This window comes from Paenibacillus aurantius (assembly GCF_032268605.1).
Lineage (GTDB): Bacteria > Bacillota > Bacilli > Paenibacillales > NBRC-103111 > Paenibacillus_AO > Paenibacillus_AO aurantius.
Window position 1 is genome coordinate 6,184,260 of the sequence record NZ_CP130318.1, and the last position, 17,411, is coordinate 6,201,670.

Consider the following 17,411-nt stretch of genomic DNA (forward strand, 5'->3'; position numbering starts at 1 on the left):
GTTTTCTCCGTCTTACGTCCCGTTGACAGAGGAGGGGAGACAGGCCTATGATGATATTGGTAACCACGTGGTTACCACAACTTCATCTGGAAGCCCTTCATCCCGCTCTGACGGGTGCTCGGCGGCCGTCCTCTCCTCGAGGGACCCGCCCTGCATCACGCCTGCTCCGTTTACGCGGGTGTCCGCCAAGCCGTTTTCCCTGCGGCTGGGATCCCGGTTTTCCAGGAGCTCTGCCCTTCTCCTATCCCGATTTTTGCACCATTCCAGTGCCTTATCCGGTCTGTGGACAGCCCGAAACCAGGGCTTGTCTTCATACATATACCCCATCCAAGGAGGGATTGATTTGTTTATCCGAAAGCTACGCCAAACGATGGCCTCCCTGCTGTCCTCCGTCATGGTGGCAACTCTACTGGCCGTCCCATCTGTCACATCCGCCGAAGAAGCTCTCCAGCCTCAGGCCGCACCTGGCAAGAAAGCGGTTTCAAACGTAAGTCTGGATCAGGTGAAATTCGGCGACCCCGAATACCTGACCGCTCCGATCTCGGGCGTCGTCGGCCTGTTCGACGGTGAGGCCGGCAAGGAAGACGGCCACAATGTCATGTACACGACGGTCAAGGGCATTCCCCCTATGCTGAACGTGGTGGACCTCGACGACTATAAGGTGCTCCGCACCATTCCGATGGAAGGCGGCGGGGAAGTGTGGAACCACGCCATCGCGCCGGACGGAACCGTGTACATCACCTCCTCCGGACAGCTATGGGCTTATTCCCCCGTAACGAAAACCGCCGAGAAAGTATTTACTTACGCGGGAGAAAGCACCTTCTGGTGCCTGGCCATTGATGAAGACGGCAAAGTCTATATCGGAACGGGCCCGGGAGGAAAGATTCTCAAATACGATCCCGCCACCAAAACCGGCTATGACTACGGCAGACTGGTCGAATCCGGTCAGGTGTATGTGCGCGCCATCGATTACAGCAACGGCTACGTGTATGCCGGCACCTCCAACAGCCGCGTTTACCGCCTGAACGTAAAGACAGGGGAGAAGGTCGAGCTCGCCTCCTCGCTTAACGAGAAGGGGTACTGCTATGACCTGAATATCGTCGATGACCGGTTCGTGGTCGTCCGCTTCGATACCTCCCAGAAACGGTATATTTACGACATCCAGCAGGGCAAATGGCTCGACCTTGTGATCGAGAAGAGCTCCTCGGGGCTGCAGCTGCCGAGGGAGTCCTATAACGGCAAGATTTATTTCCCGGCGGACAAGAAGATCAAAACCTTCGACGTCAACACTTTTGCAGTGGAAGATTCCGGCATGGAATACGAAACGGCGTTCCGCGGCGCGAACTGGGTGGAGGTGGACGATCCCGACCTTCCCGGCAAAAGCATCGTGACGATGAATTTCCAGGGCATTATCGTCTTCTTCAATCCCGAGACCAAAACGGTTAAACGGTACCCCAACATCCTGCCCCCTTCCGCTACCATTACGAACAAGCTGGAGAACGGACCCGACGGCAAAATTTATGTAACCGGCATGCAGGCCTCCAAGGCCGCGGCCTACGACATCGCCACCAACACCTCCACGCTCTTCCCGATGGGGCAGGCGGGAGCCGTGGTTCCTTATGGCAACAAGCTGTACTTCGGGGTCTATCCGGGCGGAGACGTGTGGGAATATGATCTCTCCCTGCCGGCCGACTCCACCAATCCGAAGAAAATGTTCATCGTGGGCAACGAGCAGGACCGCATCGGGGCCAAGGCCATCGGCGGCGGCAAAATTTATTTCGGCTCCATCGCCACCTACGGAGCCTTGGGCGGGGCGATCATCTCGTTTGATCCGGACGATCCCAACGCCGGCTCCAACTTCGAAGTATTCCGCAACGTCGTCCAGGATCAAAGCGTAATCTCGCTCGTGTACCATGACGGGCTCTTGTACGGATCCACCAGCATCAACGGCGGAGTTGCCTCCGACCCGGTTGCGGAGGAAGCCAAGCTGTTCGTCTGGGATCCCGTCACGAAGCAGAAGCTTCGCGAGGTTTCGCTGGAGCTTCCCGGACTGACGAATCCTCCGGCTATCGGAGGACTGACGATCGGACCGGACGGCCTGCTGTGGGGCGGAGCGAACGGGTATGTCTTCGCCATGAACCCTCATTCCATGAAGGTCGTCAAGTCGTTCAACCTGAATCCGGCCGATAACGGAACCGGCTTCCGCTGGGGCAACTTCCAGCTGCAATTCTCGAAGGACGGCATCCTCTTCGCCAACCTCGGCCGTAAGCTGTATGCAGTCGATCCGGTAACGTTTGAATCGAAGTACCTGTGTGACACCGAAGCCTTTACCCTTGCCGTTGACGGCAACCTGTATTATTCGCCTTCCTACAACCGGACCCTGATGAACCGGATTACGATCCAGGTGACCATCCCTGAAGATGTGGATGGCAGCGGCAAGGTGGACGCGGCGGACGTGGCGCTCGTCGCCCGGTCGATCGGCAAGCCTGTCACCGACAGCAACCGGAGCCTTGATGTGAACCGCGACAACCGGATCAACTCCCAGGATGTACAGCTGGTCGCGAAGAAAAACAGCGGCTCGTAGAGCGTGCGTGACGCTTAACGAGTAACAGAGCATTAATAGCAAGTCGGATCGAAGCCTTTCCCCCCTCTACCCTTGGCCTCCAGCAGGCCAAGGGTAGTTTTGCGTTGCCCAACATCTGTTGGCAGGCAGTCTGGTCCCGGCATTCCGGTAAGCGGACGCAGCTAATAGATCTCCAAAGCGTCAGGAGGTAGGGAGCGGACATGGCGGAGGTGGGCGGTCATCCGCACAGCCCAAAAACCGCCCGGGCCAGAGGGCCGGACGGTAGGGAACCTCCAAGAGAAGAAGTCCCGTGCCTTATCCGTTAATGTTGTTCCTCTTTCACCCGTCTTCGTGCGCATCAAGGGGTTCTCCTGCCAACTAAGCTACCGGATGAGGCACTAGTTCGTCCGCCTTAGCCCGGTGCCTTTTTCGCTTTCGTGCACGTCAGCCGGTAATGGCGCCCGTAAGCTTTGCCGTAGGCCACGATCCGGCGGATGGCATTCTTATCCTCCAGGAGGGCGAACGGGCAAGGATCGGGGGTGGTGTTCACCTCAAGGATCCAGGGATACAGATCGCGGTCGATCGCAATGTCCAGGCCCAGCTCGTTCATGGCGGGGTAGCGGCGGCCGAATTGAGCGGCCGTTAACCGGGCCAGCCGGTTCATCCCCCTGATCATCCTCTGGGCTCTCACCGGTCCGACCGTCCGTCTCAGCAAGGTTTCCGAGGGGTAGATCGTGCCCCCTTGGCTTCCGTTGGTCACCGCTTTGCGGGGATGGGCCAAGCGGCCGACCGTGCCGGTGTTTTGCCACACCCGGTTCGGATCCCTCTGAATCATCACCCGGAAATCGAAGGGACGGCCTCTGTACTTCAACACGCGGATTCCTCTCTGGGCCAAATAAAGCCGGCCCCCGGTCCGCCTGCGCAGCGAGCGGTACATGTCTCCGAAGCTGCGAAACGATTGCGTTCTTTCTCCGCTTTTGTACCGGTAGGATTGCCGCCCTTTCTGGACCCGGACCACTCCGATTCCTCTCGAGCCGCTGTCCGGCTTCACATAGACCATCCGGTACTTTTCCAGCATTAGGCGCAAACGGTGCCGGGTCAGAATTCGGGTTTCCGGAACATGCTTGGCTAACCTCGGGTTAGGCAAAAGAAGCCGGGTTTTGATCATCTTGCTGGAAATCGACGTTCGGCTCATCCTCATATCTCCCTTTCTCTTCAGGCTTCTATATCATACAGGCCGGTTCTAGCAGGGGTGTGGGCCGCAGGCCGCGGATTTCTTGGGTGTCCAAACAAGTAACCAACCCTTTGGGAGTGAATATGGTATAGAGTCGGATATGCTGTCACCTTGAAATGTTAGAGGGAGGGGAAGCCTATGGACCAACCAGATAACCTTCAATCCGCTTTAGCCCGCATGGAGCCGTATCTGCCCTGGTACCGTCTCTGGATAAACGGGAACGGAGCAGGCGGAGGACCGGTCCGCTCGCTGCAGGACCTGCCGCTCGTTACCGCATCTATCCTCGAAGCCTATTATTATGCGGAGAATAATCCGCTCGCCGACCGGCCTGAACTGAACTGCTACCGGACCTCCGGTACCTCCTCCGGGATCCGCAAAGCGATTTACTATTCGGATTGGGACGAGGAGCAGTACGTCCGCATCAAGGAAGACATCTTCCGCGCTATTCTCGGAACCGGCCGGTACCGGACGGCTCTCGCCGATATGGGAACGGGACACGCGGAGGCGACGGCGGTCGAGGTCTTCCGGAGACTCGGGATGGAGGTGGAATCCATCTCCTTCCGGCTGCCGATCCAGGAGCACCTGGCCAAGCTCGAAAGCTTCCGGCCCGAGGTGCTTTATACCATGCCGTCGATTCTCAACCGGATTGTGCTGGAATCTCCGGATCCTTCCTCTTATGGCATCCGCCATGTCGTTCTCGTCGGAGAAATCGCTTCCCGCGCCTGGATCCGCGAAACCGCCCGGCAGCTCGGCCTGGAGCCGGAGCAGATCACAGACACGTACGGCTCCATTGAGGTCGGCACCATCGCCTATTACTCCCACGAGCACGGCCGTTATGTGCTGGCCGAAGGCCTGTCGGCCGAAGGGATGGGTTCGGAGGAGCTCGGGGAAGGGCTCGAGCCCCTGCCTGACGCGCAGGAGAAGGTGCTTGTGCTGACGTCTCTCGTAAGGGAGGCTTTTCCGGCGCTGCGTTACGTCACGTATGATGTGGTGCGCGACCTGCGCCCTATCCTGGTGGACGGCCGATGGACGCCGAGCTTTCACAGTCTGGTCAAGCGGATCGGCCCGGACTTGAAGCATGGCGAGAAGATCAGCATTTACGACGTGGAAACGGTGGTCTACCGCCATCTGAGCGAAGCGGGATTCCGGGTAAAGGTAACGGGGAATGCCCTGACGGTCGCGATTGCGAGTCCCTTGGCAACCGATGAGGTACTGCATTCCATCCGCCATGACCTTGAGCACCTCATACCCGAAATCGGCATGATGATCCAGGCCCGCCTTCTGGACGGCATCCGGGTAATCCGGGTGAAAGCGGAGGAGCTCACTTCGGGCGGTTCTATCAAGGGCAAGAAACTATTCTATGAGCAGAGTGGGGAGTCCAGTGAAACTTGAAGGTGGGATAGCCGATACAATCGGTCGCACTCCGTTGATCAGACTGAATCGCTTGTTTGAAGGGGCGCCGTTTCAGGTCTATGCCAAGGTGGAAGGAATGAACCCCGGGGGAAGCGCCAAAGACAGGCCGGCCCTGTTCATGCTCCGGGAAGCGATCCGGCGGGGTGAGGTGACCCCGGAAACCGTCGTGATCGAATCGAGCTCGGGAAATCTCGCGATCAGCCTGGCGCAGCTGTGCGGGTACTTGGGACTGAGGTTTATTTGCGTGGTGGACCCCCGGACCACGGAGCAGCACAAGCAGATCATCCGCAGCTACCGGGGAGAAATCGATCTGGTGTCGGAGCCCGACCCGGCAACGGGGGAATTCCTTCCGGCCCGAATCCGGAGGGTGCAGGAACTGCTCCGGCAGTATCCTCATACGTACTGGACCAACCAGTACGGCAATCCGGACAATTCCGGAGCCCATGCCGCCACCACCATGAGGGAAATCGGCGAGGAGCTCGGCCCCGTGGACTACCTGTTCTGCGGGGTCAGCTCCTGCGGAACGATCCGGGGCTGCATGGAATACATCCGCAGCCGCCAATGGACGACGCGCATCGTGGCCGTCGATGCGGCGGGCAGCGTCATCTTCGGGGGACAGAAGGGCCCCCGCCGGTTTCCCGGCCTGGGCGCCGGGCTGACCCCCGGCCTGTTCCGGCCCGATGTGGCCGACGAGGTCGTGTATGTGTCGGACCTGGACTGCGTCCAGGGCTGCCGGGATCTCGTCCGCCGGGAGGCGATTCTGGCCGGCGCTTCCTCCGGAGGCGTGATCTCCGCTATCCGCCGGCTCGCGGATACCCTGCCGGCCGGAGCCGTCTGCGCCGCCATCCTGCCCGACCGCGGGGACCGTTACCTGGCCACCGTCTATAACGACGAATGGGTCCGGCAGGAGCTCGATCCCGCCTGGACTTCCGCTTAAGGAGGCGTAACGATGCTTTATTTACATGACGGGCACATCCGCGGCATGGGAGTCGACTGGCACAAGCTGACGGACATCGTGAAGGAAGCGGTGCGGATCAAGGCGGAAGGCGACTGCGCCTTTCCGCTAAAGCCGTACTTGCGCTTCCAGGATCCCGTTAACCGGATCATCGCCATGCCCGCCTATGCGGGGGGAAGCATCCGCCGGGCCGGGATCAAGTGGATAGCCAGCTTCCCGGGCAATCACCGGCACGGGCTGCCCCGGGCGCATAACACCATTATCCTGAACGATCCCGACACCGGACGCCCCACGGCCTTCTTCTACTGCGGGCTGCTGAATGCCCTGCGGACGGCAGCGGTGAGCGGAGCCATGCTGAACGCCTACCGTGCGGCTAGACCTTCCGCCGCTTGTTCCCTCGGCATCATCGGATGGGGCCCGATTGGTCGCACTCACCTGGACATGGCCGCCGCCCTCCTGGGAGACCGGCTGGAACGCGTCCGCTTGTACGACCGGAGGCCCATTGATCCCGAGACCATCCCGCCGGCCCTCCGGGCCAAGACGGAGATCGCCGAGGATTGGCGGTCGGTTTACCGGAACTCCGATATTTTCGCCACCTGCACCGTATCTCCCGACCGGTACATCGACGAGCCGCCTCCGCGGGGAACCCTGCTTCTTAATGTTTCTTTGCGGGACTACCAGCCGGAGAGTGTGGCCGGGATCCGCGCCGTCGTCGTGGACGATTGGCAGGAAATTTGCCGGGAGAATACCGACATCGAGCGGCTCCATTTGGAGAAAGGCCTGCAGCCCGAGGGGGCCCTTCTTCTCGAGGATGTCCTCTGGGGAAGTGCGCTCTCCCGCTATGCGCCGGAGGAACCCGTCTTCTTCAATCCGATGGGGCTCGCCATCTTCGACATGGCCATCGCCGGATTCTACCATGAAGAAGCGCTCCGGCAGGGCCGCGGCATCGAGCTGGAGGAACCGCCCGCTCCGTAAGAGCCGGCCAACCAAAAAAGAAGGGCCCTCCTTAGCGCAGCGAGGGCCCTTCTTCTTATACTTGAATCACTTCCAGCCCGCTGTCGCGGAATGGCTTAACCTCCGCCTCGCCCGCCTCGGTTCCCGTTACCAGCGTGTGAAGCGCATCGACGGGAGCGACGGTATGAAGCGAAATCTTGCCGATCTTCGTGTCGTCGGCGAGCACGATGATTCTTCCCGCCGCCCGGAGCATGGCCTGCTTGGCGGGAACCAGCTTGGCCTCGGGATGCATCAGCCCGTATTTGGGATGAATCACGGGAATCCCGATAAACGCCTTATGAACATGCAGGGAATCCAGCACCTGATCGGTAAACATGCCGTTCAGCATATAGCTGGAAGGATACAGCTCCCCGCCGGTTACGATGACCTTGATGCCGGGAGCCTCCCTCAGCTCTCCGGCGATGTTCATGTCGTTCGTGACCACCGTGATGTTGGAGCGGTGGACAAGGTATTTGGCCATATGGAGCGTCGTCGTCCCGGAATCGATCAGGATATGATCCCCGTCCTCCACCAGCTCGGCCGCCGCGCGGCCGATGCGCACCTTCTGATCGAGCTCCCGGAGCGCCCTTTCGCTGAACGAGGGCTCGCTGTGCGTCCATTGATCAATCGTTACCCCGCCGTGGGTCCGTTTCACCTGCCCCGTCTGAACCATCGCCTCGAGATCCCGCCGGATGGTGGCCTCATGAACGTTGAACTGCTGGGCCAGCTCGGCAACTGACGCTACCCGGTGCTGCTTGACATAAGCCGCGATCTGATACTTCCGTTCCGCCGCAAGCAAGGTATCCTTCCCCTCCTTCTTCCAGCTTTCTTCCGCAAAAGGGGCCGCGCTCCGTTCAGCCCGGCCCCGTTCTACATTATTCGATTAGATGCGGGAGCAACCCGCCGATTATTTGGAGCTCAGAATCCGCTCGGCTTCCTTCTTGAAGGACTGAAGGCTGGCGTCAATGTCCTTGTTGTCATACATAATAGCCTGCATGATCGAATGGAATTCCTTCATGACTTCCGGCCATACGGTGCTCTTGTTCGTATCCACGGCGTACTGCAGCTGGTCATAGGCCACCTTGCGGTTAGGCTCTTTGGCCCACAGATCTTTGATCTGCTGGGTCTCGACCATCTTCTTCGTAAACGGCAGGTAGCCGGAATCAAGAACGAACTGCAGGCCGCCTTCAGGATCGGTCATGATCCAGTTGACGAATTCCCAAGCCGCTTGCTTGTTCTTGGAGTCGGAGGTCATCACAATGTTCGCGCCCCCGGTAGGCTCGGCGTTGACTTTATCCTTCGGAAGGAAGGCCGTTACCATCTTGAACTTTACGTTCGAGCCCAGGGACCCCATAACGCCGGTGGACTGGAACATCATGCCCACTTTGCCCTCGGTAAACATTTGGATCGCCACGTTGCCGGAGTTCTGGGACGGCGGGTAGTACAAGGCTCCCGTGCTCTGCATATCCTTCAGGAAGCTGAACACTTTCTTGCCTTCGCCGCTGTCGATAAAGCCAAGCGAGGTTCCCTTGTCATTGAAGAACTTGCCGCCGGCCTGCGTAATGAACGCGATCGGGTACCAGGAATCGTGGACGAGCGTCATTCCGTAACGCTTGTATTCATTGCCTTCCTTAACTACCAGGGCGTTCGCCACTTTCTTCAGCTCTTCCCAGGTGTTCGGAACGGCAAGGCCTTTCTCATCGAGCAGGTCTTTGTTGATGTAGAAGATCGGGGTCGAACGGTTCAAAGGCAGGGAAACGAGCTTCTTGTTGAAGGTCGAGTGTCCCATAAGCCCGGGAACAAAGTCATCGGCGCTCAAGTTGGACTTCTTCATGTAAGACGTCATGTCCTCGAGAACATCCGCTTCCGCAAACTGCTGCACATAAGCGCGCTCGAGCATGGAGACGTCAGGAGCCGTCTTCGCGGCAAGCGACTGCTGAAGCTTGGTGGCCGTTTCGTCATAAGAGCCTTGGAACGTGCCCACCACTTCAATATTCGGATGAGACTTGTTGAAGCGGTCCAGCATGGCCTGCAGGTATTCTCCCGTCTTTCCTCCGATGGAATGCCAGAATTGGATGGTTACCTTGCCGCCTTTACCAGCGTCTCCGCCCGTGTTGGCCGATGCGGCCGGAGCGGGAGACCCGGAAGCACTATCCGTGCCGGAGCCGTTCGAACAGCCGGCCATTACCCCTGTGAGCATAACGGCGGCCATCATCATTCCGCTAAGTTTCTTTTTCATTTTCTTTACCCCTCCATCTGATAGGTCATATTATTCCAAGGGATGGAAACCTGGCGGTTATTTAATCCCTGAATAAACGAAGGCACGAACGATATACTTCGAGCAAAACGTGTAGACGAGCAAAATCGGGATAACCAGCACCACGTTGGCGGCCATGATAATATGCCAATTGCTGATTCCTTCCGTCTCCTTAAGCATGGAGATCCCGACCGGCAGCGGACGCACGCCTGTGGAATCCGTCATAACCAGCGGCCAGAAGTAATCGTTCCAGTGGCTGACGAAGCTGAAGAGAACAACCGTGGCGAGAGCGGGCAAGGCCATCGGAGTCATGATTCTCCAAATAATCTGGAACTCGCTCGCGTTATCGAGCCGGGCCGCTTCGATGATTTCTTCCGGCGTCTGCATGAAGTACTGGCGGAGCAGGAAAATCCCGAACGCATTCGACATGAACGGAATGATCTGCGGAATCAGCGTCTTGATCACTCCCCAGTCGGCCATCATGAGGTAAACCGGAATGAACGTCACCTGTCCGGGAATCATGAAGGCCAGCAGGATCATGCTGAACATGACCGTTTTGCCCCGGAACCGGTATTTAGCAAAAGCATAAGCCGCCGGAATCATGACAAGCAGCTGAATCACCAGAATCGAAAGCGTGATGATGACCGAGTTCCTCGCATAGGTCATGAACGGGCCGGCACTCATCGCACGGACGAAGTTCTCCCATTGCGGAACCGCCGGAACGAGAGTGGGCGGGAATCGTAAGGTCTCGGCATAGGTTTGCAAGGAAGTCGAGATCATCCACAGAAACGGGAAGACAAAGATAAGCAGCAGGACCAATTTCAAAGCATTGCTGATCGTGCGGTTCAAGCTCAAGCGTAACCCTCCTCTACCGGTGCAGAGCCATTAAGAGTAATGGACTTTCTTGGACAGCATCCGGAAATAAACGACCGTGAGAACGGCGATAGCCGCCATCAGCACAACCCCGGTGGCCGAGGCGTACCCGATGTTTGTGGTCCGGAATTCATAGATGTAATAAACAAGCGTTTCGGTAGCCTTGTTCGGTCCGCCTCCCGTCATGATCCGCACCGTATCGAATACTTTGAAGGAGCCGATGGTCATGATGATGAGGATAAAGAACAGCTGAGGCGAGATCATCGGAATCGTGATGCGGAGCAGAACGCGCAGTTTGCTTGCCCCGTCGATGTCGGCCGCTTCAAAAATATCTTTCGAGATCCCTTTGATGGCGGCCACCATAATCAAGGCGTAATAGCCTATGCTGTGCCACACCGAGACCAGAATGATCGAACCAAGGGCGGTTTTGGAACTCTGCAGCCATTGGGACGGAGGCAGGCCGAGCGATTTCAGAATATAGTTCAGGTAGCCGACATTCGGGTCCATCATCCACAGCCACACAAGGGAAATGGAGACGATCGAGATGATATGCGGCGTAAAGATCCCTACCTGAATCAAGGAGTTGAACTTGGTGCTGTTGCTGAGCCAGACGGCTACCAGCAGGGAGAGAACCATCGTCAGCACCACCACGCCTACCGTGTAGAGGCAGGTGTTCCAGAGCGTCTTATAGAAGTCGGCGCGTGAGAAGATCTGGCTGTAATTGTCCAGTCCGATGAATTTGCTCTTGGCTTTGTTCAGCAGGTTGTATTTGAAGAAGCTTAAGTAGATCAGGTAGAGCACCGGGTAGATGACGAACAGAATAATCCCGGCCATGGCGGGACCGATCATGACGTAGGGGCGAAGCTTGCCCCAAAGCCTGTTTCTGGACATCCGCATCCTCCTTCCTTTCCTATAACCAGTATTAAGTTCGGCAGAATGCGTATAAATGTTTACTTCTTCGTGAAAGCGCATTCTTCCTTGCTCATTAAGTGTACTTCATTTGCTCGTTTTTGTCATTACTTTGCGCTCAAATTTATATAATCTTAATGATTATGCGCAAATATTACCATTCGAAGTCCAGAAGAACCTTCTTCCAGCCCCGGTTGTTCTCCGCATATTCCATCGCCTCGGCAAAGTCTTCCGCCGACCGGATAACCGTGTTCTCAGACGGAAGCAGCTTGCGCAGGGTGTCCTGGCAGCGCGGATCCTTCATCGCCTCCAGCACGGGAAGGAAATCCTCGATCGAGCTCCGGCTGCTGCCTCTCAAGGTAAGGCCCTTCTCGAGCACATCCCTGGTGTTAATCGGCACACGCTCTTCCGTAACGCCCATCAGAATGAGGTGTCCACCCGGCTTCAGCACATCAATCGCCTGGTTGATCGCGCTTTCGGAGAACCGTCCCCCGGTGCATTCGAGAGCAACGTCGTACAGGCCGCCGGCCGAGAAATCATACTCCTGAACGAGATGGCGGGTTGCAAAATCAAACTGCCCGAGCTTCTCGGGAACGGCTCCGAACACGGTCAGACGGTCTTCGCTTACGCCGTACACATGGTGAAGCATGGCAGCGGCCAGATAGCCGACAGGTCCGTCTCCGAACACGACGACACGTGCCGTGGGCAGCAGGTCCTTCACATGATGCAGCGCCTGGTACGAAACCGAACTCAGTTCGGTCAGGACCGCAATTTCATCCGGAACCTCGTCGGGAACCGGGATAGCGCTTGCAGAAGGCACCACAAGCCGGCTCTGGGCGATGCCGTCGAAACCGCTTCCGAGAAAACGCCCTTTCTGGCAGTAGTTGCTCCCTTGGCTGTTCCGGGTATCCTGGCAGGATGGGCAGCATTCCTCTTGGGCCGTTCCGTTAAGCAGATAGCCTTGGATATTGGGAACCACGACGACACGCTGTCCGATTTCCCGGTCGCTGGTTCCGCTTTCAACGATCGTTCCGATTCCTTCATGAATAAGCGCCATCGGCAGCTTCTTCTTCAACGCCTCGGGACGCCGCTGTCCGCTGAAATACCGCAAGTCGGCATGGCAGATGCTGCCAAGCGTAGGCTCCACGGCCACCTCCCACTCCCTAAGCTCATGCTCAAGAGCGGTTTCCACCACTTCGTGCGGTTGTACCAAGCGGTAAGCGCGCGATTTCACGCCGTTCTGCTGCAAATTAGCCTGTTTCAAGTTCTCTCCTCCTCTTTCTTTAGCAGAAATCCTATCGGGTGTTCCGCTTTCTGTTCATTTACACTCGATAATAATTAATTTATGCTCAATATTGCTCAGATGAAGTATACTACCGGCTTGCAAATCCTGTCAACGCTTTTTCTCGAATCCCTTCACTTTTTGTTTATCTTTGTTAAATAAGGGCGTTTCTTCTGTTTATTACTGTTCATTTGCATGCACGAAAAAGAAACCGTTGGCCCGCAGGCTGACGGTTTCTGTTCCCTATGAAGGCTTGATCCACACCCGGAGCGGTCCCAGGGCCGTCCATCCAGACTTGAGGGCGGCGGCAAGTGATGCTCCCTGTTCATACCCGACGAGCGGGAGTCCCGGAAAATCAACGGCGGCGATTCGCGGGATGGCCGACCATAACTCTTCATGGCCACCCCCGCCTCCGAATACATTGGTGATGCCGACGACCCCTGCCCCCCGGTTCCCCGCAAAACCGGTCGCAGATTCGCTCGGCCGGCTCCATAACAGGGCAATGTCCGGGTGCCGGGTCAGCTCCGGAGGCAGGACGCCTTGCAGCCCGCTCTCCGCAATCCATGCCTGTGTCTCCTCCGGCGTTTCCGCTTTCCGCCATGTAGGAGGATACGAACCAGCGTCCGTCGCCGGGTGATGAATCCATTGGGCCTCGAACAGCAGCTTCCAGCCGGCCACCGACAGATCCAGAAGGGCATAGCTGTCCTTAAGGCTGCCTGGGGGCCGAGGGGCTTCGGCCAACTGCCTGATCTCCTCCATGGTGGCAAGCCGGTTCGTTGTAATCGCGTCGGGATAGTACGGCGGCCCTTGCGACTCGAGCCTCCACAGGTTCCCGCTGTAGGCATGCGCCGCTCCGTGAGCGCGGCTGACCCAGCCGCACCATAGGATATTGTTACGAACCGCGTCGTCCAATAGCTTACTCATGGACCTACCCCCTTCCTTAGAGGCAGATGAACCCTTACGCCTCCATAGCACTCTTCTCAAGCGAATGCTCGATGACCTGCTTCATGGTGAAGATTATCCCTACATGCATGGAGTTATGAACCAGAATCAAGCTCGCCAGCTCCTCAAAGGTCCGCATCCCTTCCACCGGCTCCTGCAGCACCTGGCTCTGCCTCTCCTCAGGAATGCGTTTAAACCGTTCCAGCTGTTCCTTCAGATGACCGGCCAGCTCCTCCAGGGACGGCGGCTCCGATGCCCATTCGGACGGCCTCGTTCCTCTGGCGAACAGCTTCTCATACTCCGCCGGCAGGGGATCCGCGGACCGCTCCGGGAAATTCACCAGCTGCTCCGTAAGAAACAGCACATGCCCGATGTTCCACCGGATCGTATTGGAGAAGCCCTCCGGCTGAAGATCCGCAATCTCCTCCGGTATGTGCTTGGCAATATTCTCGATAAACAACCCGCTGAGCAGCTCGTATTGATTGACCAATAGTGAGTTCATCTTTTCCAGCCTCCTTCAAATGGTGACCCTGCTGACTTCCACTATACCAAGCATCCCGCCGCGGCGTTTCTTTTGGATTGCGGGATTGGCGAAACCGTTTTCAACCTTCCCTGGAACCCCATTATGCCTTATGATCAGAGTAGCTGGAATGGTTTCATAATAAGGGGGAATTTTCCACGTGAAACATTTTTCGCAAGAGGAACGAAGCTGGATGCTCTACGATTGGGCGAATTCCGCTTATTCCATCATCATTACGACAGCTGTCTTCCCGCTCTTTTACAAGGCCGCTGCGACGGACGCGGGGGTGTCGGCCGCCAACTCCACCGCCTACCTCGGCTATACCATCGGCATCGCGACCTTTATTCTCGCCATCCTGTCCCCGATTCTCGGAACCATTGCCGATTACGAAGGCTTCAAGAAGCGCTTCTTCCGTTTCTTCTTCGTGCTTGGGATCGCCTCTACCGCCGCGCTTGCCTTAGTCCCTCCCGATCAGTGGCTGCTCCTCTTGATCGTCTATACCCTTTCGGCCATCGGCTTCGCCGGGTCGAACGTGTTCTATGACGCATTTCTCGTGGATGTCACCCCCGAACACCGGATGAACCGGGTGTCCGCCCGAGGCTTCGGTATGGGCTATATCGGCAGCACCATTCCTTTTATTGTAAGTATTATCATCATTCTTCTTGCTCAAAAAGGGATCCTTCCCCTGTCGGCCGCCACCGCGAGCCGGATCGCCTTCCTGATCACCGCCGTGTGGTGGGGCGTCTTCACCCTGCCTCTGCTGCGCAACGTACGTCAGGTCTATTATTTGGAGAAGATCCCGAACACGGTAGCGGCCAGCTTCCAGCGCCTGGGCACGACCCTGAAAGATATACGCCGATACCGGACCTTATTTCTGTTCCTGCTTGCCTACTTCTTCTATATTGATGGTGTGGGGACGGTCATTACCATGTCTACGGCCTACGGCTCGGATCTCGGCATCTCCTCGACCAATCTGCTTATTATTCTGTTCGTCACCCAGGTGGTGGCCGCTCCTTTTGCGGTGCTCTACGGGAAGCTGGCGGAGAAATTTACGGGCAAAACGATGCTCTATGCCGGAATTATCATCTACATGGCCGTCTGTGTGTACGCCTATTTCCTCAAAACCACACTGGATTTCTGGATTCTCGCGATGATGGTCGCCTCGTCCCAGGGCGGGATTCAAGCGCTGAGCCGCTCCTATTACGCAAAGCTCGTCCCCAAGGAGAAGGCGAATGAGTTCTTCGGGTTCTATAACATTTTTGGCAAATTCGCCTCCATCCTCGGGCCGGTGCTCGTCGGGGTCACCGCCCAGCTTACGGGACGCTCCAATCTCGGCGTGTTCAGCCTGGTGATCCTGTTCCTAATCGGCATCGTCGTGCTGAAGCTCGTGCCCGAAACGGAGGCCCCCAGCCAGACCGCCCAGCGGCTTCCCCTCGACCGCTAAGCCTTTTCCCTCGATAAAAAGGCCGTCCCCCAAGGCAGAGCAATCTGCCGGAGGGACAGCCTCGCAGGATCAGGCCAGCCGGAAATTCGGGCTGGCCTGCTTATGATGGCCGGAAACACGCGGTCCGCTTATGGATAAGGCACCGGGATGGCCTCTTCTTGTCCGAATCCCTATGCCTTAGCGGCTAACGAATCGAGAACAAGCAGGCCCTCGATTTGCTGGCGGCTGCGTCACGATTCTGCGCGTTCGGATGGGCATCCGGACTCCCCATCCCGCTGCTCCCCCGCTACAAGGGCAGATCGCGCTTGCGGAAAAGGATAATAGCCAGAGCAAAAGCCGCCAGCCCGATGCCGGCCAGAAGGAGGAACGGCCCCGTCAGCGCCATCTGCCCGTTGATGATTTCCCCGGGCCGGTAGAGGGAGAAGGGGGAGAGCGCCCGCATCCAGTCGAGGCTGTCGCTCAGCTTGCCGAGGAGATCGAGACTGAAGAAGCCGAACGTCACGGCGCCCGAAAGGCCGGCCGCCTTTTTCTCGTCGTTGGAGAGGGAGGAAATGAGGAAGGCCACACCCCCCACCGCAAAAAAGAGCAGAAACGCCGCCGCATTCATCTGCAGAAACTTGGCGGGGTTGACCTCTTCCCCGTTCAGGAACCAGGCGCTTCCCAGGAACCCGGCCGCGGTGGTCACCGCGAGGATCAGGGCAAGACCGGTGACGAGCACGCCCGCCTGGGTAAACGCGACCTTGGCCCTTGTTGTCGGGGTGGCGAGCAGATAGGCCATGGAGCCCTGGTCCACCAGTTTGGCCATCAGCCGGGTGGCGACCTGGACGGAAACGACGGCGAGAATCAGCACGAGAAGGAGCCCGTAATATTCACCGGAGATGAAAGCCTCCGCGCTCCCGAAGCCGTTCAGGCTGAACGCCTTCCCCACGCCTGCCGGCATGGAGGCGACCAGGTCGTCGATGGCCTTCGCATTACGGGCAATGCCCGGGTACAGCCAGAACATAAGAAGAATGTAGAAGGCGGAGCCGAAAGCGTAATTCAGAAATCCCTTCAGATGGACCTGGAGCATCTGCTTATAGAGGGTGGCGTTCATTGCTCCCCCTCCTTTCGGTCATAGTAATTCATAAAGACATCCTCGAGGTTCTGGGAGAACGTATCGAGGCTGCGGATACGGTATTTCGCCGTTTCTTCCACGAACCGGTTATAGTCACCTTGGACGGCCGCCCGAACCCGGGTTCCTTCCCGTGATTCAATCGGCAGCCCCGACTTCGCGAAAGCTTCCGCCTCCGCCTCGTCGGCGAAGGTTACCTCGAACAGCTTCCGCTGCATCGACTGCAGCTCATGAATATCCTTCACGGTCACAATCAAGCCGTCCTTGATGATCGCGGCCCGGTCGCACGTTCTCTCGATCTCCGGAAAGCTGTGGGACGACAGGAGGAACGTCTTCCCCCGCGCCTTCTCCTCCAGCACCAGCTCGATGAAAACCTTCTGCATCAAAGGATCCAACCCCGAGGTCGGCTCATCCAGGATGATCACTTCCGGGTCATGCATGAAGGCGGCGACGATCCCGACCTTCTGCTTCATGCCCTTGGACATTTTGCGGATGGGCGTGTTCACGTCGAACTGCAGCCTCTCGATCAGACGGGCCCGCCGGGAAGAATCCTTCCCCCCCTGCATCGCGGCCATGAAGTCGAGAAAGCTTTTTCCCGTCATCCCTTCAATAAAAGCGATTTCCCCCGGCAGGTATCCGACATACGCCTGCACCTTCCCCTGCTCCTTCCACGTATCCAGCCCGTTAATCTTCACCGACCCGCGGTCCGGCTTGATAAAGCCCATGATCTGGCGGATGGTGGTCGATTTCCCCGCGCCATTCGGGCCCAGGAACCCGAAGACCTCTCCTTTCTCCACCGTGAACGACACCTCGGAAATTCCCTTCCCGTTCGAAAAACGTTTGGTCAACCGTTCCACCGTCAGCATACGGCACCTCCAAGGGTTTCAGAAAAAATGAAATATCCAATTCGTCAGA

The 17,411-nt window shown here is 57.6% G+C and carries 15 protein-coding genes; 5 read left to right on the forward strand and 10 right to left on the reverse strand.

Translation table 11 applies throughout. The features are described 5' to 3' along the window. The first annotated feature begins 343 nt into the window (after positions 1 to 343). Positions 344 to 2,584, forward strand: coding sequence for a dockerin type I domain-containing protein (locus MJA45_RS27990; protein WP_315605172.1), 2,241 nt, complete (start codon positions 344 to 346; stop codon positions 2,582 to 2,584). A 391-nt stretch (positions 2,585 to 2,975) separates the two neighbouring features. Here the strand turns inward: MJA45_RS27990 and MJA45_RS27995 are convergent, their stop codons facing one another. Beyond that, entirely contained in the window at positions 2,976 to 3,758 is a 783-nt protein-coding gene (locus MJA45_RS27995; RefSeq protein ID WP_315605173.1) for a YheC/YheD family protein, read from the reverse strand. Positions 3,759 to 3,935: 177 nt separating this feature from the next. Here MJA45_RS27995 and MJA45_RS28000 point away from each other — a divergent pair, with 177 nt between their 5' ends. Genes MJA45_RS28000 through MJA45_RS28010 form a run of 3 tightly spaced genes read left to right on the forward strand, consistent with a single transcriptional unit; the run spans position 3,936 to position 7,140 of the window. After that, complete coding sequence (locus MJA45_RS28000; protein ID WP_315605174.1) at positions 3,936 to 5,189, forward strand: phenylacetate--CoA ligase family protein; 1,254 nt, start codon at positions 3,936 to 3,938, stop codon at positions 5,187 to 5,189. Continuing rightward, positions 5,158 to 6,147, forward strand: a complete 990-nt coding sequence (sbnA, locus tag MJA45_RS28005) for a 2,3-diaminopropionate biosynthesis protein SbnA (protein ID WP_407083088.1) — start codon at positions 5,158 to 5,160, stop codon at positions 6,145 to 6,147. Before MJA45_RS28000 ends, sbnA begins: the two co-directional genes overlap by 32 nt. Positions 6,148 to 6,159: 12 nt before the next feature. After that, positions 6,160 to 7,140 (forward strand): 2,3-diaminopropionate biosynthesis protein SbnB, encoded by a 981-nt coding sequence (locus tag MJA45_RS28010; protein ID WP_315605176.1) that lies wholly within the window; start codon positions 6,160 to 6,162, stop codon positions 7,138 to 7,140. A 55-nt stretch (positions 7,141 to 7,195) separates the two neighbouring features. Here MJA45_RS28010 and MJA45_RS28015 read toward each other — a convergent pair whose 3' ends face one another. The 7 genes from MJA45_RS28015 to MJA45_RS28045 form a co-directional block, all read right to left on the reverse strand. Then, positions 7,196 to 7,957 (reverse strand): DeoR/GlpR family DNA-binding transcription regulator, encoded by a 762-nt coding sequence (locus MJA45_RS28015; protein ID WP_315605177.1) that lies wholly within the window; start codon positions 7,955 to 7,957, stop codon positions 7,196 to 7,198. 108 nt (positions 7,958 to 8,065) lie between these two features. Next, positions 8,066 to 9,397, reverse strand: coding sequence for an ABC transporter substrate-binding protein (locus MJA45_RS28020; protein ID WP_315605178.1), 1,332 nt, complete (start codon positions 9,395 to 9,397; stop codon positions 8,066 to 8,068). A gap of 57 nt (positions 9,398 to 9,454) precedes the next feature. After that, on the reverse strand, positions 9,455 to 10,195 hold the full coding sequence (locus MJA45_RS28025) for a carbohydrate ABC transporter permease (RefSeq protein WP_315608121.1): 741 nt from the start codon (positions 10,193 to 10,195) through the stop codon (positions 9,455 to 9,457). 105 nt (positions 10,196 to 10,300) lie between these two features. Next, positions 10,301 to 11,179 carry a carbohydrate ABC transporter permease gene (locus tag MJA45_RS28030; RefSeq protein WP_315605179.1) on the reverse strand — a complete coding sequence of 293 codons (879 nt, stop codon included), beginning with the start codon at positions 11,177 to 11,179 and terminating at the stop codon, positions 10,301 to 10,303. Between the two features lie 172 nt (positions 11,180 to 11,351). Beyond that, positions 11,352 to 12,461, reverse strand: a complete 1,110-nt coding sequence (locus MJA45_RS28035) for an alcohol dehydrogenase catalytic domain-containing protein (protein WP_315605180.1) — start codon at positions 12,459 to 12,461, stop codon at positions 11,352 to 11,354. Positions 12,462 to 12,722: 261 nt separating this feature from the next. After that, positions 12,723 to 13,403: a hypothetical protein gene (locus tag MJA45_RS28040; protein WP_315605181.1), complete on the reverse strand. Its 681-nt coding sequence runs from the start codon at positions 13,401 to 13,403 to the stop codon at positions 12,723 to 12,725. A 34-nt stretch (positions 13,404 to 13,437) separates the two neighbouring features. Next, positions 13,438 to 13,923: a DinB family protein gene (locus MJA45_RS28045; RefSeq protein ID WP_315605182.1), complete on the reverse strand. Its 486-nt coding sequence runs from the start codon at positions 13,921 to 13,923 to the stop codon at positions 13,438 to 13,440. A 178-nt stretch (positions 13,924 to 14,101) separates the two neighbouring features. On the opposite strand from MJA45_RS28045, the gene MJA45_RS28050 reads away from it, so the two are divergent. Next, complete coding sequence (locus MJA45_RS28050; protein WP_407083089.1) at positions 14,102 to 15,385, forward strand: MFS transporter; 1,284 nt, start codon at positions 14,102 to 14,104, stop codon at positions 15,383 to 15,385. A 286-nt stretch (positions 15,386 to 15,671) separates the two neighbouring features. On the opposite strand, the gene MJA45_RS28055 is transcribed toward MJA45_RS28050, so the two are convergent. Then, entirely contained in the window at positions 15,672 to 16,478 is an 807-nt protein-coding gene (locus MJA45_RS28055; RefSeq protein ID WP_315605183.1) for an ABC transporter permease subunit, read from the reverse strand. Further along, positions 16,475 to 17,362: an ABC transporter ATP-binding protein gene (locus MJA45_RS28060; RefSeq protein WP_315605184.1), complete on the reverse strand. Its 888-nt coding sequence runs from the start codon at positions 17,360 to 17,362 to the stop codon at positions 16,475 to 16,477. Before MJA45_RS28060 ends, MJA45_RS28055 begins: the two co-directional genes overlap by 4 nt. Positions 17,363 to 17,411 lie beyond the last annotated feature (49 nt).

Coding starts and splice junctions, on each gene's coding strand:
- MJA45_RS27995 (WP_315605173.1), bottom strand. CDS start 3,758: ATGAGCCGAACGTCGATTTCCAGCAAGATGATCAAAACCCGGCTTCTT.
- MJA45_RS28000 (WP_315605174.1), top strand. CDS start 3,936: ATGGACCAACCAGATAACCTTCAATCCGCTTTAGCCCGCATGGAGCCG.
- sbnA (WP_407083088.1), top strand. CDS start 5,158: ATGAGCAGAGTGGGGAGTCCAGTGAAACTTGAAGGTGGGATAGCCGAT.
- MJA45_RS28010 (WP_315605176.1), top strand. CDS start 6,160: ATGCTTTATTTACATGACGGGCACATCCGCGGCATGGGAGTCGACTGG.
- MJA45_RS28020 (WP_315605178.1), bottom strand. CDS start 9,397: ATGAAAAAGAAACTTAGCGGAATGATGATGGCCGCCGTTATGCTCACA.
- MJA45_RS28025 (WP_315608121.1), bottom strand. CDS start 10,195: ATGATCTCGACTTCCTTGCAAACCTATGCCGAGACCTTACGATTCCCG.
- MJA45_RS28030 (WP_315605179.1), bottom strand. CDS start 11,179: ATGTCCAGAAACAGGCTTTGGGGCAAGCTTCGCCCCTACGTCATGATC.
- MJA45_RS28040 (WP_315605181.1), bottom strand. CDS start 13,403: ATGAGTAAGCTATTGGACGACGCGGTTCGTAACAATATCCTATGGTGC.
- MJA45_RS28045 (WP_315605182.1), bottom strand. CDS start 13,923: ATGAACTCACTATTGGTCAATCAATACGAGCTGCTCAGCGGGTTGTTT.
- MJA45_RS28055 (WP_315605183.1), bottom strand. CDS start 16,478: ATGAACGCCACCCTCTATAAGCAGATGCTCCAGGTCCATCTGAAGGGA.
- MJA45_RS28060 (WP_315605184.1), bottom strand. CDS start 17,362: ATGCTGACGGTGGAACGGTTGACCAAACGTTTTTCGAACGGGAAGGGA.